This is a genomic window from Tessaracoccus oleiagri (assembly GCF_900103275.1).
GTDB classification, from domain to species: Bacteria; Actinomycetota; Actinomycetes; order Propionibacteriales; family Propionibacteriaceae; genus Arachnia; species Arachnia oleiagri.
In genome coordinates this window covers 120411-141913 of record NZ_FNGP01000002.1, presented here as the reverse complement: position 1 = coordinate 141913, position 21503 = coordinate 120411, and the positions used below count along the sequence as shown (strand labels likewise).

Sequence of the window (21503 nt, the reverse complement as noted above, 5' to 3'; positions counted from 1 at the left end):
ACCTAGAGCACGCGCACCATGAACGTGCTGTTGGGGTCCGGGCCGTAGTCGCCGAACGGACCGCACTCCACGAACCCGTACTTCGCGTAGAGCGCCCGCGCCGGAGCGAAGAACTCCATGCTGCCCGTCTCGAGCCACACCCTCTTCGCTCCCGACGCGCCAGCCTCGGCGAGCACGCGTTCCAGCAGGGCGGTCCCGACCCCCCGTCCGCGCGCTGCCGGCTCGGTGCGCATCGTCTTGAGCTCCAGGTCGCCGCCCGCCATCCGGCTCAGCGCCGCGGTCCCGACTAGCACGCCATCGAGCCGCGCGACCCACAACCGCACGCCCGGCCGCTGCAGCTCCTCGAGCGAGAGCGGGTGCTGGCTCTCCGGGGGCGCGGTCGGCCACATGTCGTCGATGTGCGCCTGGACGAAGTCCGCCAGCGCGGGATCCGCGAAATCCGCGGGTTCGATCGTCAGAGTCACGCGGTAAATGATCGCAGAACTTTTTCGGCGTACATTGGCCCCTCGTGAGCAGTGAGCGTGAGAGGGAAGCCGCCTTCGAATTCGGCGAGATCCGGTGGGCCTACCTCGGGCTGGTGATCGGCATGTTCACCGCGTCGATCAGCCAGACGATCGTCGGGCCGGCCATCCCACGGATCGTGGCCGACCTCGGCGGGCTCGCGTGGTACTCATGGCTGTCGACCATCGTCATGCTCGTGTCGGCGGTGATCACGCCCATCAGCGGCAAGCTCTCCGACATCTTCGGGCGGCGGCGCTTCTACATCATCGGGCTCGTGGTCTTCATGGTCGGCTCCATGCTCTCCGGCGTGGCCACCAGCTTCAGCTTCCTGATCTTCGCGCGCACGGTCCAGGGCATCGGGATGGGCATCCTGATGCCGCTCAGCCAGACCATCCTCGGCGTGCTGATCCCGGCCCGGCAGCGCGGCAAGTACCAGGGCTACATGGGGGCGGTGATGGGCGCCTCCCAGGTGGCGGGCCCGCTGCTGGGAGGCTGGATCACCGACGTGTCCAGCTGGCGCTGGCTGTTCTACATCTCGCTGCCGGTCGGTTTCGCCGCGCTGGTGGTCATCCTGCGGCACCTGCACATCAGCGAGGAGTCGATCGCGCCCAGGATCGACTACGCCGGTATCTCGACGATGACGATCGCCGTCACCACGTCGCTGCTCGGGATCTCGCTCGGCGGATCGATCGGGTGGGCGGACCCGCAGGTCGCCATCCTGCTCGTCGTCGGCCTCGTATTCAGCGTGGTGTTCGTGCGCATCGAGCTGCGGGCCGAGGAACCGATCGTGCCGATGTACCTGTTCCGCAACTCGATCTTCACGTTCTCCACCCTCGCGGCCTTCTTCATGAACATGGCCATGGTGGCGATCCTCATCTACGTGCCTGTCTACGTGCAGGGCGTACTGGGGGAGTCGGCGACGGTGTCCGGTTTCATCCTCATCCCCATGAACGTGGTCCTCTTCGGGATGGGCATCGTGGTCGGCAACCTCACCACCCGCACCGGCCGCTACAAGGAGTTCGCCTCGATCGGCGCCGTCCTGCAGACGGTCGGCGCGCTGCTCATGCTGCGGCTGGGCGCCGACTCCGCCCGCTGGGAGGTGGCGCTCTTCACGTCGGTGGTGGGCTTCGGCTACGGCATGGCGTTCCAGATCTACGTGTTGGCGGTCCAGAACGCGCTGCAGCGTCGCGACCTCGGCGTGGGCACGTCGACCCTGCAGTTCTTCCGCAACATCGGCAACACCCTCGGCACCGCCATCGCCGGCACCATCATGACCACCGGGCTGGCGTTCGCGCTGGGACAGCGCACGACGCCCGAGCTCGAGGCGCAGCTGCCCGCCGGCGGGCTCGACCCGAACGTCGTGCTCAATCCAGCGCGGCTGGCTTCGCTGCCGGAGCCCGTCGCCCAGCTGTTGCGGGCGTCCCTCGCCGACGCGATGGGCCACGTCTTCTTCGTGCTGCCGTTCATGACGGGGCTCAGCCTGCTCTTCACACTGTTCATCAAGGTGATCCCGTTGAAGGACACGCTCACCGAGCCGGACGACCGCGGCCGCGAGCTGCTCGACTCCCAGGCGATGTCGAGCCCGGAGGACCGCCAACTCCTGTCGCCGGAGGAGTCCCACGCGCGCATGAAGGAGCGCATCCTCGGGGCCCACCTCGTCCTGTTGGCCGAGCAGGTCCGCGACGAGAACCCTATTCTGCGGGACGCCGTCGCCGAGTTCGGTGGGGGCGACGTGGAGCGCGGCAAGCAGCTGCTCCGCTCGGCCGGGACCATGCTGCTCACCGAGGACCCGTCGGTGATCGACGAGCACGAGGCCTTCGCAGTGGAGCTGTCGAAGCGCGGGCAGCTGCGCGACATGCTGAGCGACGACGTCACGTCGCGCCTCGACGCCGTGGCCGCCCGGGTCGCCCAGCAGCCGACGGACGTCCCCACCAAGCCGCGCATCGACACCGTCGACGGCATCGACGGCGGCGCCATGCGGCGGGCGGTGATGATGCTCGACTCGGCATACGTCGCCGACGTGGCGTCGCGGCGCTGGTGACGGTCACTGCCCGGGCGGGACAACCGCATCCTGTGCGGTTCTGACGCCGTCCGATGTCCTGAGACATCACACGTTTCTGACGCCGCACAGGTGGCCCCTCAGCCCGTCGGGCTGGTTGCCAACGTCCCGCCCCGGACCGACCCCGCCGCCAATAGCATCGGTGGTGCCGGGCAGCGAGGCCCGGCCGTATCCGAAAGGGAAGCCGTTATGCCGAGCCTCCACACCATGGGGCAGCAGCAGGACCGCCGCAGCTGGGCCGAGCCGTACAAGATCAAGGCCGTCGAACCGCTGCACATGACCACCCGGGAGCAGCGGGAGCGGGCCATCGCCGACGCGGGGTACAACACGTTCCTGCTGCACAGCCGCGACGTGTACATCGACCTCCTGACCGACTCCGGCACCAACGCCATGAGCGACCGCCAGTGGGCGGCCATCATGCTCGGCGACGAGGCCTACGCCGGGAGCGAGAACTTCTACCACCTCGAGAAGACCGTCCGTGAGGTGTACGGGTTCAAGTACCTCGTGCCCACGCACCAGGGCCGCGGCGCCGAGAACATCCTCTCCTCGACACTCATCCGGCCCGGCCACCACGTGCCCGGCAACATGTACTTCACTACGACGCGCTACCACCAGGAGGCCAACGGGGCCACCTTCCACGACGTGGTCGTCGACGAGGCCCACGACACGTCCTCGGACTTCGAGTTCAAGGGCAACGTCGACCTGGCCAAGCTCGAGCGCCTGATCGACGAGGTGCGCGCCGACCAGATCCCGTACGTCTGCGTCGCCGCGACCGTGAACATGGCGGGCGGCCAGCCGATCTCCATGGACAACATGCGGGCGGTACGGGAGCTGACCGCCCGGCACGGGATCCCGATCTACCTCGACGCGACGCGGGCGGTGGAGAACGCGCTCTTCATCCAGGAGCGCGACGAGCACTACGCCGGCACCCCCATCGCCGAGATCCTGAAGGAGTTCTGCTCCTACGCCGATGGCGCCACCATGTCGGGCAAGAAGGACCCGCTCGTCAACATCGGCGGATGGCTGTCCACCAACGATCCGGACGTGTACGAGGAGGCGCGCAACCTGGTCGTCGTCTACGAGGGGCTGCACACCTACGGCGGCATGGCGGGGCGCGACATGGAGGCCATGGCGGTCGGCATCCGGGAATCGGTGCGTGACGACCACATGAAGTCGAGGATCGGGCAGGTCCGCTACCTCGGGATGCTGCTGGAGGAGTGGGGGATCCCGTTCGTGAAGCCGATCGGCGGCCACGGCATCTTCCTCGATGCGCGCGCCTTCTACCCGCACCTCGACCAGGAGCAGTTCCCGGCGCAGACGCTCGCGGCCGAGCTGTACCTCGACTCCGGCATCCGCGCCATGGAGCGCGGCATCGTCTCGGCCGGCCGTGACCCGGTGACGGGGGAGCACCGACGCCCCAAGCTCGAGCTCACGCGCCTCACGATCCCGCGGCGGGTCTACACGCAGGCGCACATGGACGTCGTGGCGGAGGCGGTCAAGGAGTGCTTCGACCAGCGCGAGTCGGTGAAGGGGCTGCGGATGGTCTACGAGCCGAAGTACCTGCGCTTCTTCCAGGCGCGGTTCGAGCCGTTGGGTTGAAGAACGGCCCGCGAAGCCGCGGAACCCCTGTGCGGACCGGGCCGGAGGCGTACCGTCGAGCCATGAGCGAGATCGCGATCGACACCGAGGTGCCGCCCAGCGGCACGGGCTGCGACGAGTGCGAGGCGTCCGGCGGCTGGTGGGTGCACCTCCGCCGCTGCGCGGCCTGCGGGCACATCGGCTGCTGCGACAGTTCCCCGGGGCAGCACGCCACCGCCCACTTCCGCTCCACCGGTCACCCGATCATGCAGAGCTTCGAGCCCGGCGAGAGCTGGATGTGGGACTACGCCCAGGAGGACTACGCCGACGAGGTGCGGCTGGCTCCCCCGACGTCGCACCCGGAGGACCAGCCGGCCCCCGGACCGGAAGGACGCGTGCCGCCCGACTGGCGCCAACACATCCACCGCTGAGGCCTCCAAACCGCCTCAGCCCTGCAGCGGTTGGCACCTCGGGCACCAGTACACGATGCGGTCCTGCCCCGCACGGGGATCGGCGACGCTGGTGGCGCCGCCCAGCCGTCCGCTGCGGACGGGGGTGCCGCACCGTCGGCAGGGTTGCCCCTCGCGCCCGTAGACGAAGGTGCGCTCGCCGGCCCTGTCGACCCCGGTGAAGAGCCTGGCGACGCGCTCCCGGTTGAACTGCAGCGCCTCGGCCGCGAGGTCGACGACGAACTCCGGCTCCCGGCTGCGTACGTCGGAGGCGGGGTGGACGCCCAGGAGGAAGCACAGCTCCGCGCGGAAGACGTTGCCGAGGCCGGCGATCACGCGCTGGTCGAGGAGGGCCTCGCCCACGGTGGTGCCCGATTGTGCGGCGAAGCGGTCGACGGACTCTTCGCGCCCGGGCCGGTCCCAGCGCCCGGGCGCGTCCCAGTCGGGGCCCAGCGGGTCGGGCCCGAGATGGGCGGTGCGCTTCTCGTACTGCTCGGCCGGCCAGAGTTCCACCATCCCGAGGTCGTGGCCGACGAGTTCGACCTCGCGAGAAGGATCCGGGGACCCGGCCACGCGCACGACGAGGCGGGCGGTGTGGGCGGGGGCGCTCCACCGGCTCCCGGCGGCGTGGACGCGCCAGGTGCCGTCCATTCGCAGGTGGGTGTGGAGGACGTCGACGCCGCGCTCGGAGACGATCCGCCAGAACAGGTGCTTGCCCCACGGCCAGACCCGTTCGATGACCGCGCCGGTGGCGTCGGTGGTGGCGAGCGACGGGACGCGCGCGTCCCAGGCGGTGATGGCGCGGCCCTCGAGCGGCTGCTGCCGCTGCCAGAGCTGGTAGACGGTGTCGCCCTCAGGCACGGCGCGCCTCGAACACGACACCCCGCGGGGTGTTCCGCGCGCCGGCCGCGATGAGCGCCTCGAGGTCCGGCCCGAACCCGAGCGGCTCGCCGTCGAGCGACTCGATCTTGATCCTCGGTACGCGGTGCTCGGTGACGGCCTGGTGCAGCGCGCGCCCGACGAGCCCCACCACCTCGTCGCGGGACGGGCCGTGGGCAGACTCGAAGATGGTGAGGCTGCGGCCGCCGCGGGTCAGGTGCGCGAGGCAGAGACCGTCGGCGAGCACGACGAGTGCCCCCGCGGCCCGGGTGACCCGCACCGTGGGGTGCTCGGGCCAGCCGACGATGCTGCCGTAGGGGTTGGCGGGGTCCGAGGCGGACAGCACGACCGGCTGGGCGTCGGCGACGCCGGAGGGCCAGGTGGTGTCGTCGGGGCTGTCGGCGAAGGTGCGGATGTGGTCGACGGTGGCGGAGGTGGCGAACTGGGAGCCGCCGAGCCCGTCGACGATGTAGCCCCGCACCACTTTCCCTGCGCGCTCAAGTTCGGCGAGCACATGGTACGCGGCGGCGAACCCGCCCTCGGGGGACTCGGCCATCACCGCGCCCCGGGTGATCACGCCGAACCGCTCCAGCCACGCCGAGATGCGGGCGATCGCCTGCTCGGCGGGTGGCAGCGCGGGGTCGGCGACGCGGTACCAGCGGCCCGCCACAGCGGGGGCGACCCCGTCGAGGCTGGGGCGGCCGAGCAGCGCGCGGCCGGGGCGGGGGAGCCGCGACCGGCTGCGCGCCGGCGGCCGTGCGCCGCGGTGGGCGGGCTTGCCGGAGCCCGTGATGCGTGCGCGCACCGGTGCCATGGAGGTCGGGGCGATGAGCCCGGCCTCGGCCGCGCGCCACCAGGCCTCGATGAGTTCCGGGGTGTCCTGCAGCGCGCCGCTGGCGCGCTCGCGGGCGGAGCGCACCTCGGTGAAGAGGCCCCCCGAGGCGCCCAACTCGTCGGCCAGCCCCGCCAGTTCCTTCTCGGGGGCGGGCGGGGGCGCGAGCAGATCGAGGTCGGCGGCCGGCACGAGCGCGACGAGTGGGTCGCCCGGGCCGAGCGCGCCGCGGAAGCGGATCACCACCTCGCCCTCGGCGAGCAGGGTGTCCAGGTGCGACGGCGAGTAGCCGCGCACCCGCGACGGCAGGACCTGCGTCTCCCACGCGCTCGCCGGCAGGGCCGCGCCGGCGAGGCGCTGTAGGGCGGTGAACACCTCGTCGGGGCTGGACTCCGGCCGCTCGTCGAGCCCGTGCCACGAGGCCAGGAACCGTGCGAGGCCCGAGGTGGAGACGGGTTGGATCTGGGCCCGGGCCGCCGCCAGCGCGCGGCCGCGGATGCGACGCAGCACCTCGGGGTCCGAGTACTCGGTCTCCGTGCGGCCGGGCGTGAAGTGGCCCTTGATGAGGCGTTTCGCGGCCGCCTCCCGCTCGAGGATGAGGTCGGCGGTGGCGGTGCCGAGCCCGAACGCCGTCGCGATCCCGGCCGGGGTGAACGGCGCGTGGGTGCGGGCGTAGCGCATCACCAGTTGCGTAAGCGGGTCCCGGCCCGGCTCGGCGGTCGCGCCCTCGGGGGCGCCCGGGGGCAGGGGGACGCCGAGCGCGTCGCGGAGCAACCCCAGGTCGCCGGCGGCGGCGAGGTGCGGCCGGCCCGCGAACTGGACGACGAAGACCCGCCCCGACAGCTGCTCCACGGCGGCATCCATCGTCGCGCCGAGCTCTGGCACGAGCCGGGCAGGCAGCAAGTCGAACGGGATCGGACCGAGCAGGCGGGGGAGGTCGGCGAGCTCCTCGACGGTGCGGGCGCGGCGCTCGTCGGTGGTGTGCTGCAGTTCGGCCTCGACCTGCTCGATCACCTCCAGGTCCAACAGTTCGCGGAGGTCGACCGTGCCGAGGACGGCCGCCAGCAGCGCCGGGTCCATCGACAGGGTGGCGGCCCGGCGCTCGGCGACGGGCACGTCGCCCTCGTACATGAACTCGCCGGTGTAGCGGAACAGCATGGTGGCGGCGAACGGACTGGGGGTCGGCGTCGTCGTCTCCACGACGCGCAGCGCCCCCTTGTGCACGGCGCGCAGCACCTCGACGAGGCCGGGGAGGTCGTAGACGTCGCGCAGCACCTCGCGGACGGTCTCGATGATGATCGGGAATCGGGGATGGTGCCGGGCCACCTCCAACAGCTGGGCGGCGCGCTGGCGCTGCTGCCAGAGCGGGCTCCGGCGGCCGGGGTCGCGCTGCGGGAGCAGCAGGGCGCGGGCCGCGCACTCGCGGAAGCGGGCGGCGAAGAGGGCGGTGCCGCCCACCTCCTCGGTGACGGTGTCGACGACGGCATCCGCGTCGGGGATGACGTGGTCCAGGATCTGCTCGGCGGTCTCGCTGTCGGGCAGCCGCCAGATGATGCCGTCGTCGGAGGCCACGGGGACCACGTCGATGCCGGTGGCCGACCGCAGCGACGACCCGATGGCCAGCGCCCACGGCGCCAGCACCGCGCGGCCCAGGGGGCAGTGCAGCACGAAGCGCCAGTCGCCGACCTCGTCGCGGAACCGCTCGATGACGACGGTGGTGTCGTCGGGGACGTGCCCGGTGGCGTCCTTCTGCTCGGCGAGGTAGCCGCGGATGTTGGCGCGGACCTGCGGCGTGAGGATGTCCTGCTCCAGTCGCTCCGCCCCACGCAGCGCTTCGCGGTGGAAGCGACCGATCGCTCGGCCGAGTTCCGCGGGCCGCGACTCCATGTCGCCGTGCCAGAACGGCAGCCGGCCGGTGTGGCCGGGGGCCGGGACGACGAGCACCTGGTCGCGGGTGATCTCCACGATCCGCCACGACGACGCGCCGAGGGCGAACACGTCGCCGACCCGTGACTCGTAGACCATCTCCTCGTCGAGCTCGCCCACGCGGCGGCCGGGCCCCTCCTCGCCGGCGAGGAAGACGCCGAAGAGGCCGCGGTCGGGGATGGTGCCGCCGGAGGTGACCGCGAGCCGCAGCGCGCCCGTGCGGGCGTGCAGCCGGCCGTCGGACTCCACCAGCCGTGCGCGCAGATCGCCGAAGTCGGCGCTCGGATAGGCGCCGGTGAGGAGCTCGACCACGGAGTCGAACAACCCGCGGTCCAGCCCGGCGAACGGCATGGCGCGGCCCACCGACTCGAACCATTCCTCGACGTCCAGCCCCAGCTCGTCCGCGGCCACAGCCGCGGCGACGGTCTGCTGGGCGAGCACGTCGAGCGGCGAGCGGGGGATGCGGATCTCCTCGATCTCGCCGCGGAGCATGCGCTCGGTGACCACCGCCGACGGGATCAGGTCGCCCCGGTGCAGGGGGTACACGGTGCCGCGCGAGACGGCGCCGACGTCGTGCCCCGCCCGGCCGATGCGCTGCAGCGCGCTCGCCACCGACGGCGGGGACGAGACCTGGATCACGCGGTCCACGGCGCCCATGTCGATGCCGAGCTCGAGCGACGACGTGGCCACCACGCACTTCAACTCGCCTGACTTGAGCGCGGCTTCGATGTCGGCGCGCGCCTCCTTGCTCACCGACCCGTGGTGCGCGCGGGCGATCACCGCGGGGGCCGCGCCCACCTCGTCGGAGGAGGCCATGACCTGCGCGGGCGGACGCCTGGAGGGGGCGGCGAGCGACTCCGGGTCGTGCTCCTCGGCCCAGATCTCGTTGAGGCGCGCGGTGAGGCGCTCGGCCGTGCGGCGGGAGTTGGTGAACACCAGCGTCGAGCGGCCGGCCATCACCGACTCGTACACGTCCTGCTCGACGTGCGGCCACAGCGACTCCGTGGTCTCCGCGGGCGCCGACAGCAGCGGGTCGAGGCTCTCTGGCGGCGGGCCGCCTGGTGGCGGACCCGGCTGGGTGATGTCGTCGACGGTGAGCCGCACGGACACGTCCCACGCCTTCTCCGACGGCGGGGCGACCACCTCGACGGGGCGGTCGCCGCCCAGGAACGCAGCGACGCGGTCGATCGGCCGGACGGTGGCAGACAAGGCCACGCGCTGCACGTCGCGCCCGGTCAGCGCGTCGAGCCGTTCCAGGGTGAGCGCCAGGTGGGAGCCGCGCTTGGTGCCGGCGAGCGCGTGGATCTCGTCGATGATGATCGCCTCGACTCCGGCGAGGGTGGCACGAGCCCGCGACGTGAGCATCAGGTACAGGGACTCGGGCGTGGTGATCAGGATGTCCGGAGGGCGACGCACGAGCGCGGCCCGTTCCTTGGGGGTGGTGTCGCCGGAGCGGACGCCGACGGTCAGCGGGGGCGTGCTCACGCCCAACCGCTCCGCGGTGCGCCGGATCCCGACGAGCGGGGCGCGCAGGTTGCGCTCCACGTCGACGCCCAGGGCCTTCAGCGGCGACACGTACACCACGCGCGTCCCGATGTCGTCGGGCCGGGGCTCCTGCGACAGGCGGTCCAGGAAGTGGAAGAACGCGGCCAGCGTCTTGCCGGAGCCGGTGGGGGCCACGACGAGCGAGTGCCGTCCCTGCCCGATCGCATCCCAGGCGGCCGCCTGCACGGGGGTGGGGGAGCGGAACACCTCGGTGAACCAGGCGCGCGACGGTTCCGAGAAGCGCACCAGCGCGTCGTGGTCGGTCACCGTCATGGGGCAATACTGCCAAAGGGGGGAATCCAGCGGTCGGGGCGACAGGACTCGAACCTGCGGTCTCCTGCTCCCAAAGCAGGCGCGCTAGCCACTACGCTACGCCCCGGTGCCCTCGCGGGCCTGCTGCAGTCTACTGCATCGGCGCCGAGACGCTCTCAGTCCTTGTTCGCGCCCAGCAGCCCGCCGGTGACGGCGCTCACGATCGAGATGATGATCGACCCCCACAGCGCTGGCCAGAACCCGTCGACGGAGAACCCCAGGCCCAGCACCTCCGCCAGCCACGACGAGAGCATGAGCATCAGGGCGTTGATCACGAGGTAGAAGACGCCCAGGGTCAGGATGATGAGGCAGGCGCCGAGCGCGGTCGCGAACGGCTTCACGAACGCGTTGACGAGCGCGATCACGGCGGCGACGAGCAGGAGGGTGAGGATCTGGGACTGCGTCGAGTTCGCGGTGAGGGTGATGCCGGGGACCAGCCAGACGGCGACGGCGGTGGCGATCGCGATGGCGACGATGCGGAGCACGGTCTTCATGGCTCCACGGTACTGAAGGGGCCGCTTCGCTGCCGCGAAATGGCTGGTGGGGCAGCTCCCTGGGAAGCACCTAAGCTGGTGCCATCGAGCGGATGACGGGAATCGAACCCGCACCACCAGTTTGGAAGACTGGAGCTCTACCATTGAGCTACATCCGCGAACGTCGATGAAGTTTAGCAGCAGGCGCGCGGAACGAGCGAAGTGCGCAGCCGGGAGGGATTGGGCGTGCTCTACCAGCCGAACGAGGAGCCCGAGCGCGGCCGTCCGCACTGGGTGCGGGTCGTCGCACTGGTGCTGGTGCTCGGCATGGTGGTGATGACCGCCGGCGCGGCCGTCCAGACGCTGCTGCTGGGAATCTGACGCGGCGCACGGTGGTTTCGACCAGCCGACTGCTCCGCGGTCGGCGCTCAACCATCATGGGACCCGTGACCCACTCAACCATCGCCGATTCTGAATCTTGGCGCGGATCGCTAGGATTGCACAGTCACATTCGTAATCACAGGAGACAACTTTCGTGCCCAGCACCCTTGAGCAGCTCAGCCCCACGCGGGTGAAGCTCACCGTCGAGATCCCGTTCGCCGACCTGAAGCCGCACCTGGACAAGGCTTACAAGGAGATCGCGGGACAGGTGAACATCCCCGGCTTCCGCAAGGGCAAGGTGCCGGCAGCGGTGATCGACCAGCGCTTCGGCCGCGGCGTCGTGCTGCAGGAGGCCATCAACGAGGCGCTGCCCGCGGCGTACAACGCGGCGGTCGCCGAGCACGACATCACCCCCCTGTCGCAGCCCGACATCGACATGACGAAGCTCGAGGACGGCGAGGTCGTCGAGTTCACCGCCGAGATCGACGTGCGCCCCGAGTTCGAGCTGCCCAAGTTCGAGGACATCACCGTCGAGGTCGACAACGCGGAGTCCACCGACGAGCAGCTCGAGGAGCGCATCCAGCTGCTCCGCAAGCGGTTCGCCACCCAGAAGGACGTCACCCGCAAGGCCAAGAAGGGCGACCTCGTCACCATCGACCTCAAGGCGACGAAGGACGGCGAGGAGCTCTCCGACGCCGCCGCCGAGGGCATCACGTACGAGATCGGTGACGACAAGAACATGCTCGAGGGCCTCGCCAAGGCCGTCACCGGCCTCAAGGCCGGCGAGTCCAAGACCTTCCAGTCCACGCTGCTGGGCGGCGCCCACCGCGGCCAGGAGGCCGACATCGAGGTGACCGTCAACAAGGTGCAGGCGCAGGAGCTGCCGGAGGTGGACGACGAGTTCGCCCAGCTGGTCTCCGAGTTCGACACGGTCGACGAGATGAAGGACGACCTGCGCAAGGCCGTCGAGGCGCAGGCCAAGCAGGAGCAGATCGCCAACGCTCGCGACAAGGTCATCGAGGAGGTCGTCGCCCGCACGAGCTTCGAGCTCCCCGAGAAGGTCCTGCAGGCCGACCTGGAGGCCCGCCGCCAGCAGGTCGAGCGCCAGCTCGCCCAGGCCGGGCTCACCCTGAAGCAGTACCTCGAGGACGCCGAGGACGAGGAGGCCGAGACCGAGGAGGAGTTCTGGGCCGAGCTCAACAAGCGCGGCGAGGAGGCCCTCCGCGCGCAGATCATCCTCGACAAGTTCGCCGAGGAGAACCAGGTCGACGTGTCCCAGCAGGACCTGACCGAGCTCATCTTCCAGAAGGCCCAGCAGTCCGGGAGCTCCCCGCAGCAGGAGATCCAGCACATGATGGAGCACAACCACATGGGCGAGTGGATGGGTGAGGTCCGCCGCGGCAAGTCGCTCGCGCAGATCTGCGCGCTCGCGGTCGTGAAGGACGCCGACGGCAACGTGGTGGAGATGCCGAAGCCGGTCGTCGCCGAGGAGGAGCCGGAGCTCCTCGACACCGAGGACGCCGACGAGGAGGCTCCGGCTGCCGAGGTCGTCACCGAGTTCGACGAAGAGGACGAGGCCGAGAAGGCCTGAACCAGCGCCTGACGAGGGCGGTCCGGCTCCGGCCGGGCCGCCCTTTTCCCTTGTTGGCCCGCGAGTCGGCTTCGGGCGAACATCCGCGCCGATGGTTGGGTGGGGCCGAACTGCCCGGTAGGTTTGTGTCCGTGACTGAGAAGCTAACTTTGCCGACCATGGCCGCACCCGGCAGCGGCGCACTGGGAATGACCGACAACGTCTACTCGGCGTTGCTGGCCAACCGGATCATCTTCCTCGGCTCGGAGGTCCGCGACGAGAACGCCAACGCGATCTGCGCCCAGATGCTCCTCCTCAACGCGGAGGACCCCAACAAGGACATCTACCTCTACATCAACTCGCCCGGCGGCTCCGTCGACTCCGGCATGGCGATCTTCGACACCATGCAGTGGATCAGCAACGACGTCGCCACCGTCGCGATGGGCCTCGCGGCCTCGATGGGACAGTTCCTGCTGTCCGCCGGCACCCCCGGCAAGCGGTTCGCGCTGCCGCACAGCCGCATCATGATGCACCAGCCCTCCGGTGGCCTCGGCGGCACCGCGTCGGACATCCGGATCCAGGCGGAGCAGTCGCTCCACATCAAGAGCACGATGGCCCGCCTCATCGCCGAGCACACGGGGCAGACCGTCGAGCAGATCGAGAAGGACTCGGACCGCGACCGCTGGTTCACCGCCGAGCAGGCGCTCGAGTACGGCTTCATCGACCACGTCTACGAGCGTGCGTCGCAGATCAAGACGGAGGCACCCAACCAGTGATCACCAACCCGAACGCCATGGCCCACCTGCCCGGCGGCCTGGCCCCGGCCGGCCCGTCGATGGACTACTTCATCCCGCAGTGGGAGGAGCGCACCAGCTACGGCGTGCGCCGCGTCGACCCCTACACGAAGCTGTTCGAGGACCGCATCATCTTCCTCGGCACCCCGATCAGCGACGACATCGCGAACGCCGTCATGTCCCAGCTCCTGGTGCTGCAGTCGATGGACTCCGAGCGGCCGATCTCGATCTACCTGAACTCCCCGGGCGGATCCTTCACGGCCCTCACCGCCATCTACGACACCATGCGCTACATCAAGCCCGACGTGCAGACCGTCTGCCTCGGCCAGGCGGCCTCCGCCGCGGCCGTGCTGCTGGCGGCCGGCGCCAAGGGCAAGCGACTGGCCCTGCCGAACTCGCGGATCCTGATCCACCAGCCGGCCACCGAGGGCGGCAGCGGCCAGTCCTCGGACCTCGAGATCCAGGCCCGCGAGATCCTGCGCATCCGTTCCCTCATGGAGCAGATGCTCGCCGACGACACCGGCCAGCCCATCGAGAAGATCTCGAAGGACATCGAGCGCGACAAGTACCTCACGGCCCAGGAGGCGAAGGAGTACGGCATCATCGACGACGTGCTCACCTCGATGAAGGACCTCTGAGCCTCGAAGCACGACCGACGAGCAGCCCCGGGCAGCGAGAGCGCCCGGGGCTGCTGCATGGGTGGACGGTGCAGAATTGTGAGGATCCTCTCACAAAGGGTTAATCGAGCCTTCAGCGGACCTTGGTTGACTCCTCGTACCGAGGAAAGGACCGCCCGATGCTCCACCGCCCCAAGAGTGACCGCCCCTGGCGGGTCGTGCTCTACTCGCACGACTCGCAGGGCCTGGGCCACATCCGCCGCAACCTCGCGGTGGCGCAGTCGTTGGCGACGCACCTGCCGCGGCTCACCGGCCGCGCGGTGACCGGGCTGCTCTTCACCGGGTTCGACTCCATCTCCGACCAGCTCCCCGCGGGCTTCGACCACGTCTCCCTCCCCGGCCTCACGAAGGAGTCGGGCGGCTACGCGCCGCGACGCGTCGACGTGTCGATGTCTCGGCTGCTGCGGATCCGCTCGCAACTGCTCGCCGCCTCCGTCGGGGCGTTCGAGCCCGATCTCGTGATCGTCGACCGGCATGCCCTCGGCCTGCGCGGTGAGCTCGAGCGGGCGCTCCGCACGCTCCGTGAGGAACGTCCCCAGGCCTCGATCGTGCTCGGGCTCCGGGAGGTGCTCGACGAGCCGGCCGTGGCCGCCCAGGAATGGGAGCGGCTCGGCGACCCCGAAGACCTCGCCGCGCTGTACGACGCCATCTGGCTCTATGGAGACCCCCGGGTGCATGACCCGCTCGCCACCGGTGAGGTCCCCGCTCGGCTCAAGTGCCTCGTCGCCTACACCGGATACCTGGCCAACGGCAGGCCCGCCCGGCCCGCGCGACGGCCCCGGGTCCCATACGTCCTCACCATGGTCGGCGGCGGCTCCGACGGCGCCGCGCTCTGCGACGTCGCGGTGCGTGCGCCGGTCCCCAGCGGGTACCAGCACGTCGTCGTCACCGGCCCGCAGATGCCCGCCGAGGAGCGGCGGGCCATCGTCGCCCACGCTCGTCCGGGGACGCGCGTGGTGGACCAGGTGCCCGACGGACTCGCCTCCATCAGCCACGCCTCGGCGTTGGTCTCGATGGCCGGCTACAACACAGTGACGGAGGCCATGACCACGAGCGTGCCGCACCTCCTCGTGCCGCGCAGCCGCCCACGCCTCGAGCAGGTGATCCGCGCCGAGGGCCTCGCCGCCATCGGGGCGGCGGAGACCATCCGCCTCGAGCAACTCGACCCCGGGAAACTCGGTGAGTGGATCGCCCGGGCGGTGGGCCGGGAGGTCCGACGGGACGGGCTCGACCTCGACGGACTGCGAGCGGTGGGCTCGCTCGCCGCAGCGCTGCTCGTCGGCAAGCATGACGGGGCGGGGGTGGCGGCATGACCACCGGCTACGTCGTCAAGGTGTACCCCCGATTCTCAGAGACCTTCATCGTCACCGAGATCCTGGCCCGGGAGGCGGCCGGCGAACAGCTGGCCATCTACGCCACCCGACCCACCACCGACGCGCGCTTCCACCCCGAGATCGCCAAGGTCCAGGCACCCGTCACCCATCTCGCGCGTCCTTCGAAGGCCTCCGACCTCTTCTCATCCATCAAGGCGGTCGACGCCGAGCTGCCCGGCGCCCTGCACGGGTTGGCCGAGCTCATGCCCCTCGTCCACCGCATCGATTCCGGTGACCTCGCCCAGGGGCTCGACCTGGCGCGACGCGTGAGGGCGGACGGCATCGACCACCTGCACGCCCACTTCGCCAACTCCGCGGCCCGCGTAGCCTGCATCGCGGCGCACCTCGCCGGCATCACCTGGTCGGTCACCGCGCACGCGAAGGACATCTTCCACGAGGACGTCGACGAGCGTCTGCTGGAGGAGCTGCTGACGCGCGCCGACCGCGTGATCACGATCAGCCGCTACAACCTCGAGCACCTCTCTGACCGGTTCCCGCAGGTCGCCGACCACCTGCACCTGGTCCGCAACGGGCTCGACCTTGCCCGCTTCCCGTACCGAGAGCCGCGCTCCCCGGAGGGACCGCTGCGGGTGGCCGCCGTGGGCCGGCTCGTCGAGAAGAAGGGGTTCGACGTGCTCCTCGACAGCGCCCGCGCCGCCCGGGACCACGGGCTCGAGCTCGACGTCCGCATCGCCGGCGACGGCGAGCTGGCCCACGATCTCAGTCGCCTCGCTGCCGACCTCGGGCTCGGGGACGCGGTCACCTTTCTCGGCCCGCGCAGCCAGGACGAGGTCGTCGAGCTGCTGCGCTGGGCCGACGTGATGGCCGCGCCCTGCGTCGTCGGCGCTGACGGCAACGCCGACGGGCTTCCGACCGTGCTCCTCGAGGCGATGGCGACGGGTGTCGTCCCGATCTCCACCCGCGTCACCGGGATCCCGGAGGCCGTGCACGCGGGGGGCGACGGCCGCCCCGCCACGGGCCTGCTGCTGGAACCCGGCGATCGGGACGGGCTCACTCGGGCGCTGCTCGACGTCGCCGACCCCGACTTCCCCCGCGCAGAGGTGTCCCGTGCCGCCCGCGAGCTGGTGGAGCGCGAGTACGACACCGCCCGCCAGTCCCGTCTGCTGAGCGAGGTGACCGCATGAGGGTGGCCTACATCTGCGCCGATCCCGGCATCCCCGTGTTCGGGACGAAGGGGGCCTCGGTGCACGTCCAGGAGATCGTTCGCGCTTGGCGCGCCCGCGGGGCGGAGGTGCACGTCTACTGCACGAGGCTCGGCGACCACCGGCCGCACGACCTCGAGGACGTGGCCGTGACCGTCATGCCCGTCGGCAAGGGCCGAGGTGCCACGGACGAGGAGCGGACGGCCGACCGCGAGCAGCAGGTGGCCGACGTCTCGCGGCGTCTCGCGCGCGCCGCCATCGCCGACGAAGTAGACGTCGTCTACGAGCGGTTCTCCCTGTTCTCCGTCGCCATGTCGCTCGTGGCCCAGCGGCTGGACGTCCCCGCCTACCTCGAGGTGAACGCGCCCCTGGTGGAGGAGCAGCGCGACCACCGGATCCTCGTCGACGAGGCATGGGCGCGCGGGGCGCTGCGGGCGCAGCTGCACGCGGCGACGCGGGTGGCCGCGGTGTCCCGGCCGGTCGCCGACTGGTGCCTGGCCCAGGCGGGCGATCCCGAACTGGCCGCACGCGTCGTCGTCGCCCCGAACGGGGTGAACGTGGACCGGATCGCGCCGGTGGTTCCCGGGACGGAGCCGACCGTGCTGTTCGTCGGCACGCTGAAGCCCTGGCACGGGACGGAGCACCTCATCCGCGCCGCCGCGCTCGCGGGGCGACGGTGGAGGCTGCGGATCGTCGGCGACGGCCCGCAGGGGTCCGCACTGCGCGACCTCGCTGACAGTCTCGGCGTTGCGGTCGACTTCGTCGGCGCCGTCCCGCCCGAGGGCATCCCGGCGGCGATGGCCGGCGCCTGGGTGGCGGCCGCCCCGTACCCGGAGCAGCGGGACCAGTACTTCTCGCCGCTCAAGGTCTTCGAGTACTCGGCCGCCGCACTGCCGGTGGTGGCGAGCCGCGTCGGGCAGATCCCGACGATCGTCCGCGACGGCGAGACCGGCCTGCTGGTGGAACCCTCCCGTCCCGACCAGCTCGCCGCCGCCATCGACCGGCTCGTCGCCGACGCCGCCACGGCGCGCCGCATGGGCGCCGCCGGGCGCGAGCTGATGACCGGCCGGCACACCTGGGAGAAGGTGCTGGCGCGCACGATAGAGGGGGAGCATGCCCGCGTCTGACAAGCCCTCCCGCTCGGCCCTGCGCCGCACGCTCGGGCTGGTGCGGCCGCACCTGCGGGGCCACGGGCCGGTCATGGCCGGGGGCGTCGTGGCGTTGCTGTTCGAGGTGGTGTTCCGGGTCCTGGAGCCCTGGCCCTTGAAGTTCGTCATCGACGCCCTGACCCGCAGCCTCGGCGCGGACCTCGCCGGCACGGGCCCGACGGCGAGCCTGCGCCTGCTGCTCCTGGCCGGGGCCGCCACCGTCGCCATCGTCGGCCTGCGCGCCCTGGCGAACTACCTTGCCACGGTGGCGTTCGCGCTCGCCGGGTCCCGTGTGGCGACGGCGCTGCGGGCCCGGGTCTTCGGCCACGTCGCGAGGCTGTCGCGGCGGTTCCACGCCACCAGCCGCTCCGGTGACCTCGTCCAGCGGCTCATCGCCGACGTGGGGCGGCTGCAGGAGGTCGCGGTGACGGCCGGGCTGCCGATGCTGGCCAACCTGGTGACGCTGGTCGCCATGACGGTCGTGATGTTCTTCCTCGACTGGCTGCTCGCGGTCGTCGTGATCGTCGCCGCCGCGACGTTCGCGCTCACCTCGCGCACCTCCACGTCGAAGATCACGACCGCCTCCCGGAGGACGCGTCAGGCGGAGGGGGACCTCGCCAACATCGCGCAGGAGACCGTCGGGGCCATCTCCGTGGTGCAGGCGTACGGGCTCGAGCGCCACCTGGGCGACCGGTTCCAGGGCAGCAACGCGAAGTCGCTGCGGGACGGGGTGAAGTCGAAGCGGCTGGCCGCGGGGCTCGAGCGACGCACCGACCTGCTGATCGGCATCGCGACGGCCACCGTGCTGGTCTTCGGCGGCTGGCGCGTCATGACGCTGAACATGACGCCCGGCGACCTGGTGATCTTCACCACCTACCTCAAGACCGCGATGAAGCCGCTGCGCGACATGGCCAAGTACACCGGCCGGATCGCGCGGGCCACCGCGTCCGGGGAACGGGTCGCGGACGTCCTCGACGTCGAACCGGAGATCCGCCCCGTCGGCGCGCCCCGCCGGGTCCCCGCGCTCACGGGTGCCCTGCGCTTCTCCGGCGTCACCGTCCGGTTCCAGAAGCGGCACGAGGCCGTCTCAGACATCGACCTCGAGATCGTGCCGGGGGAGCGGGTCGCCTTCGTCGGCCACTCCGGCTCCGGGAAGTCCACCCTCGCGTCGCTGGTGCCCAGACTGATCGACCCGTCGGAGGGTGTCGTCCTCGCCGACGGCATGGACCTGCGGACGCTCGACATCGACTTCCTCCGCTCCCAGGTTGCGCTGGTCCAGCAGGAGGCCGTGCTCTTCAGCGGCAGCGTCATGGACAACATCCGCATGGGCCGCCTCGACGCCACCGACGAGGAGGTCATGGATGCGGCGAGGGCGGCGCGCGCGCACGACTTCATCATGGCCATGCCCGACGGGTACCAGCACCTCGTCGGCGAACGCGGCGGCACCCTGTCGGGCGGGCAGCGCCAGCGCATCTCCATCGCGCGTGCGCTGCTGCGGGACGCGCCCATCGTCGTCCTCGACGAGGTCACCACCGGCCTCGACGGCGACAACGCCGACGCCGTGCTCGCCGCCATCGAGACGCTCACCAAGGGGCGGACGACCATCGTCGTCACCCACGACGACCAGGTGGCCGCCGCCTGCGACTGGGTGTTCCGGCTGGAGCGGGGGAGGGTCGTCTGGCAGGGCGCTGGCGACGCCTTCCTGGGGTCGCGCCGTGGCTGACCCGATGCGGACCGCGGCGCTGTTCCTCGACGCAGAGCGGCTCTCCGCCCTCGTGGGCACCGAGGTGGTGGCGAAACGCCTCCGCCACAAGCCCGGCCTCTCGACGGTCGCCGCGCTGCACACCCCCGACGGCGTCCACGGGTGGGCGCAGGTGGCGAGCCGCGCGCACGACCCGAGGATCGTCCGCGCCGTCCGCCGGGCGGGACGCGCGGGCCAGCGGATCCGGGTGATCGAGCACGATGGCCTCACGCTGGCGTTCGGCCCGGTGGCCTCCGACCCCGAACTGGCCGCGGGCTTCGCCGAACTCGGCGACGAGCAGCGCGCCGGCAGCGTCCTGCTCCGGTACAACCCGCACCGCCGCGCGGTGCTCCGCGGCACCCTCGACGGGGCACCGGTCAGCATCCGCGTCCACGGGGAGCGCGGTGACGCGAAGGCCGCCCAACGTCGCGCTCGGGGGCTCCTCGCGGACGGCGTGCCCACCATCGTGCCCCTGCAGCGGACGCGGTCGACGAGCACCTGGGCCTGGGAGGGCGAGTCGGACCTGGCCCACCCCTCCGCTGACGGGGAGTGGGCGGCTCGCCGGGCGGGGGAGGCCCTCGCCCGGCTGCACACCGTCGGCGGCGACGCGCGTGAGCCCAGATCGACGCGGGCCGCGCTGCTCCGTCAGGCCGAGGACCTCGCCGTGCTCGACGAGCACCTCGGCCGGCGGGCCCGCCGACTCGTCGAGGAGGCCGACCTCACCGAGACGGACCTCGTCCCCGCGCACGGCGACTTCTCCGCCGACCAGGTGGCCATCGGGCCGGGAGGCGTGTGGCTGCTGGACTTCGACCGCTACCGTCTCGCGCCGCGGCTGAAGGACCTCGGCGGCTTCCACGCGGTCGAGCTCCTCTCGGGCCGAACGCCGCTCACCGGCCCGCTGCTCGAGGGATACGGCGTCGACCCGGGCGACGCACTCAGGCCCTGGGTCTTCGCGGGCCTCGCGGCCCGGCTGATGGAACCGCTGCGCGACGCCGACCCCCGTTGGCGGGACCGGATCTCGGACCGCCTGGACCAGATGGAACAATGGCGGCGATGACCTTCCTCGCAGTGCCCCGCTCCGTGGGCGACGTCCTGATCACCCGCGCCTGGCCCGCCGGCGAACCGTCGGCCGAAACCGTCACCCTCCGCATCGAGGGCCGTGACACCCGCGGGCTCGTGCGGGCCGGCGAGCTCGAACTGGGCCGCGCCGGCACCGTCGAGCACGCGACGATCGCCCCCTTCGGCGAGGATCCCGCCCTGCCGGCCCTGGCCGACGTGAACGGCGAGTTGCTGGGCCACCGCTACGGCAAACGGGCGGTCGTGCGCCACGGAGACCTGTTCGTCAAGGTGGTCCCGGAGCGCCGGGCGGAGTCGCTGGCGGAGCGCAACGTCCTCGGCGCGGCGATCGGGCAGTCGGCAGGGTTCCTCACCGCCGCCCCGACGGTGACCGCCGCCGGCGTGCTCGCCAGCCCCGCACTGCCCGGCCGTGCACTCGCCGACGTGGCCCCGGAGCGCTGGGCCGACGTGTGGCGTTCCTGGCTCGACCGCTGGCCGCTGTTCGCCACCGTCGAGACCCCCGGCATCCCGGCGCACACGCCCGCCGACGAGGCGCGGGTCCTCGAGGGCTGGGTCGCGGGGGCGCTCGACCGGGGCGTGCTCGTCGACACCACCGGCACGGCCCGCAAGACCGTCGCCCGCGTCGCCGAGCAGCTCGTCGGCGGCTCGCCGGACGTCGCGTTGCTCGCGCACCGTGACCTGCACGACGGGCAACTGCTGTTCGACGAGTCGACCGGCGAACTCGCGCTCCTCGACCTCGACACGCTGGCCATGGCCGAGCCCGCCCTCGACCTCGGCAACCTCGCGGTGCACTCGATCCTCAGGGTCGCGCAGGGGGAGTGGACGCAGGCGCAGGGCGACGTCGTGCTGCACGCCGTGAGCGAGATGGCGGAGACGCTCGGCGTGTCCCAGAACCGCCTGCAACTCGCCCAGTCGGCGGCCGCGCTCCGGCTCGCCGCGGTCTACGCCTATCGTCCCCGCTGGCAGCCGTTCGCCCAGCAATGGCTGCAGGTGTGGCTGACCAAGCCGGTGCTCCGGTGACTGGC

At 71.5% G+C, this 21503-nt stretch carries 17 protein-coding genes and 2 tRNA genes; 13 read left to right on the top strand and 6 right to left on the bottom strand.

The features are described 5' to 3' along the window. Window positions 1-2 precede the first annotated feature (2 nt). Window positions 3-464, bottom strand: a complete 462-nt coding sequence (locus BLR46_RS05670) for a GNAT family N-acetyltransferase (RefSeq protein WP_093249827.1) — start codon at window positions 462-464, stop codon at window positions 3-5. A gap of 44 nt (window positions 465-508) precedes the next feature. On the opposite strand from BLR46_RS05670, the gene BLR46_RS05665 reads away from it, so the two are divergent. The 3 genes from BLR46_RS05665 to BLR46_RS05655 all read left to right on the top strand — a co-directional run bounded on the left by BLR46_RS05665 (window position 509) and on the right by BLR46_RS05655 (window position 4569). Further along, window positions 509-2542, top strand: a complete 2034-nt coding sequence (locus BLR46_RS05665) for an MDR family MFS transporter (RefSeq protein WP_093249824.1) — start codon at window positions 509-511, stop codon at window positions 2540-2542. A 207-nt stretch (window positions 2543-2749) separates the two neighbouring features. After that, a complete protein-coding gene (locus tag BLR46_RS05660; RefSeq protein ID WP_093249822.1) occupies window positions 2750-4159 on the top strand; it encodes a tyrosine phenol-lyase in 1410 nt (469 codons plus the stop codon). 62 nt (window positions 4160-4221) lie between these two features. Further along, complete coding sequence (locus tag BLR46_RS05655) at window positions 4222-4569, top strand: UBP-type zinc finger domain-containing protein (RefSeq protein WP_093249820.1); 348 nt, start codon at window positions 4222-4224, stop codon at window positions 4567-4569. A 15-nt stretch (window positions 4570-4584) separates the two neighbouring features. On the opposite strand, the gene BLR46_RS05650 is transcribed toward BLR46_RS05655, so the two are convergent. The 5 genes from BLR46_RS05650 to BLR46_RS05630 form a co-directional block, all read right to left on the bottom strand. Further along, the gene (locus BLR46_RS05650) at window positions 4585-5448 is read right to left on the bottom strand and encodes a DNA-formamidopyrimidine glycosylase family protein (RefSeq protein ID WP_093249818.1); all 864 of its coding nucleotides are present in this window, start codon (window positions 5446-5448) and stop codon (window positions 4585-4587) included. Beyond that, complete coding sequence (locus BLR46_RS05645; protein WP_093249817.1) at window positions 5441-10042, bottom strand: DEAD/DEAH box helicase; 4602 nt, start codon at window positions 10040-10042, stop codon at window positions 5441-5443. The genes BLR46_RS05650 and BLR46_RS05645 overlap by 8 nt, the downstream gene beginning before the upstream one ends. A 33-nt stretch (window positions 10043-10075) precedes the next feature. Continuing rightward, window positions 10076-10148, bottom strand: a tRNA-Pro gene (locus tag BLR46_RS05640). Between the two features lie 49 nt (window positions 10149-10197). Continuing rightward, window positions 10198-10575: a phage holin family protein gene (locus BLR46_RS05635; RefSeq protein WP_093249815.1), complete on the bottom strand. Its 378-nt coding sequence runs from the start codon at window positions 10573-10575 to the stop codon at window positions 10198-10200. Window positions 10576-10662: 87 nt separating this feature from the next. Next, a tRNA-Gly gene (locus BLR46_RS05630) sits at window positions 10663-10733 on the bottom strand. A 67-nt stretch (window positions 10734-10800) separates the two neighbouring features. On the opposite strand from BLR46_RS05630, the gene BLR46_RS15510 reads away from it, so the two are divergent. The 10 genes from BLR46_RS15510 to BLR46_RS05585 all read left to right on the top strand — a co-directional run bounded on the left by BLR46_RS15510 (window position 10801) and on the right by BLR46_RS05585 (window position 21498). Next, entirely contained in the window at window positions 10801-10935 is a 135-nt protein-coding gene (locus tag BLR46_RS15510; RefSeq protein WP_281230825.1) for a hypothetical protein, read from the top strand. 154 nt (window positions 10936-11089) lie between these two features. Beyond that, the gene (gene tig, locus BLR46_RS05625) at window positions 11090-12526 is read left to right on the top strand and encodes a trigger factor (protein WP_093249814.1); all 1437 of its coding nucleotides are present in this window, start codon (window positions 11090-11092) and stop codon (window positions 12524-12526) included. Between the two features lie 158 nt (window positions 12527-12684). Then, the gene (locus BLR46_RS05620; protein WP_093249811.1) at window positions 12685-13281 is read left to right on the top strand and encodes an ATP-dependent Clp protease proteolytic subunit; all 597 of its coding nucleotides are present in this window, start codon (window positions 12685-12687) and stop codon (window positions 13279-13281) included. A 17-nt stretch (window positions 13282-13298) separates the two neighbouring features. After that, complete coding sequence (locus BLR46_RS05615) at window positions 13299-13937, top strand: ATP-dependent Clp protease proteolytic subunit (RefSeq protein WP_176761705.1); 639 nt, start codon at window positions 13299-13301, stop codon at window positions 13935-13937. A gap of 158 nt (window positions 13938-14095) precedes the next feature. Next, complete coding sequence (locus tag BLR46_RS05610; RefSeq protein ID WP_093249809.1) at window positions 14096-15289, top strand: glycosyltransferase family protein; 1194 nt, start codon at window positions 14096-14098, stop codon at window positions 15287-15289. Further along, window positions 15286-16494 (top strand): glycosyltransferase, encoded by a 1209-nt coding sequence (locus BLR46_RS05605; protein ID WP_093249806.1) that lies wholly within the window; start codon window positions 15286-15288, stop codon window positions 16492-16494. Before BLR46_RS05610 ends, BLR46_RS05605 begins: the two co-directional genes overlap by 4 nt. Further along, window positions 16491-17639 (top strand): glycosyltransferase family 4 protein, encoded by a 1149-nt coding sequence (locus tag BLR46_RS05600; protein WP_093249804.1) that lies wholly within the window; start codon window positions 16491-16493, stop codon window positions 17637-17639. The genes BLR46_RS05605 and BLR46_RS05600 overlap by 4 nt, the downstream gene beginning before the upstream one ends. Then, window positions 17626-19383 carry an ABC transporter ATP-binding protein gene (locus BLR46_RS05595; RefSeq protein WP_093249802.1) on the top strand — a complete coding sequence of 586 codons (1758 nt, stop codon included), beginning with the start codon at window positions 17626-17628 and terminating at the stop codon, window positions 19381-19383. Before BLR46_RS05600 ends, BLR46_RS05595 begins: the two co-directional genes overlap by 14 nt. Continuing rightward, window positions 19376-20458 (top strand): aminoglycoside phosphotransferase family protein, encoded by a 1083-nt coding sequence (locus tag BLR46_RS05590; protein WP_143008222.1) that lies wholly within the window; start codon window positions 19376-19378, stop codon window positions 20456-20458. The genes BLR46_RS05595 and BLR46_RS05590 overlap by 8 nt, the downstream gene beginning before the upstream one ends. Next, window positions 20455-21498 (top strand): hypothetical protein, encoded by a 1044-nt coding sequence (locus BLR46_RS05585; protein ID WP_143008221.1) that lies wholly within the window; start codon window positions 20455-20457, stop codon window positions 21496-21498. Before BLR46_RS05590 ends, BLR46_RS05585 begins: the two co-directional genes overlap by 4 nt. Window positions 21499-21503 lie beyond the last annotated feature (5 nt).

What these genes read in the sequence shown, in the direction of transcription:
- BLR46_RS05660 (WP_093249822.1), top strand. Translation starts at nt 2,750, where the DNA reads ATGCCGAGCCTCCACACCATGGGGCAGCAGCAGGACCGCCGCAGCTGG.
- BLR46_RS05655 (WP_093249820.1), top strand. Translation starts at nt 4,222, where the DNA reads ATGAGCGAGATCGCGATCGACACCGAGGTGCCGCCCAGCGGCACGGGC.
- BLR46_RS05645 (WP_093249817.1), bottom strand. Translation starts at nt 10,042, where the DNA reads ATGACGGTGACCGACCACGACGCGCTGGTGCGCTTCTCGGAACCGTCG.
- BLR46_RS05635 (WP_093249815.1), bottom strand. Translation starts at nt 10,575, where the DNA reads ATGAAGACCGTGCTCCGCATCGTCGCCATCGCGATCGCCACCGCCGTC.
- BLR46_RS05620 (WP_093249811.1), top strand. Translation starts at nt 12,685, where the DNA reads ATGGCCGCACCCGGCAGCGGCGCACTGGGAATGACCGACAACGTCTAC.
- BLR46_RS05615 (WP_176761705.1), top strand. Translation starts at nt 13,299, where the DNA reads ATGGCCCACCTGCCCGGCGGCCTGGCCCCGGCCGGCCCGTCGATGGAC.
- BLR46_RS05610 (WP_093249809.1), top strand. Translation starts at nt 14,096, where the DNA reads ATGCTCCACCGCCCCAAGAGTGACCGCCCCTGGCGGGTCGTGCTCTAC.
- BLR46_RS05605 (WP_093249806.1), top strand. Translation starts at nt 15,286, where the DNA reads ATGACCACCGGCTACGTCGTCAAGGTGTACCCCCGATTCTCAGAGACC.
- BLR46_RS05600 (WP_093249804.1), top strand. Translation starts at nt 16,491, where the DNA reads ATGAGGGTGGCCTACATCTGCGCCGATCCCGGCATCCCCGTGTTCGGG.
- BLR46_RS05595 (WP_093249802.1), top strand. Translation starts at nt 17,626, where the DNA reads ATGCCCGCGTCTGACAAGCCCTCCCGCTCGGCCCTGCGCCGCACGCTC.
- BLR46_RS05585 (WP_143008221.1), top strand. Translation starts at nt 20,455, where the DNA reads ATGACCTTCCTCGCAGTGCCCCGCTCCGTGGGCGACGTCCTGATCACC.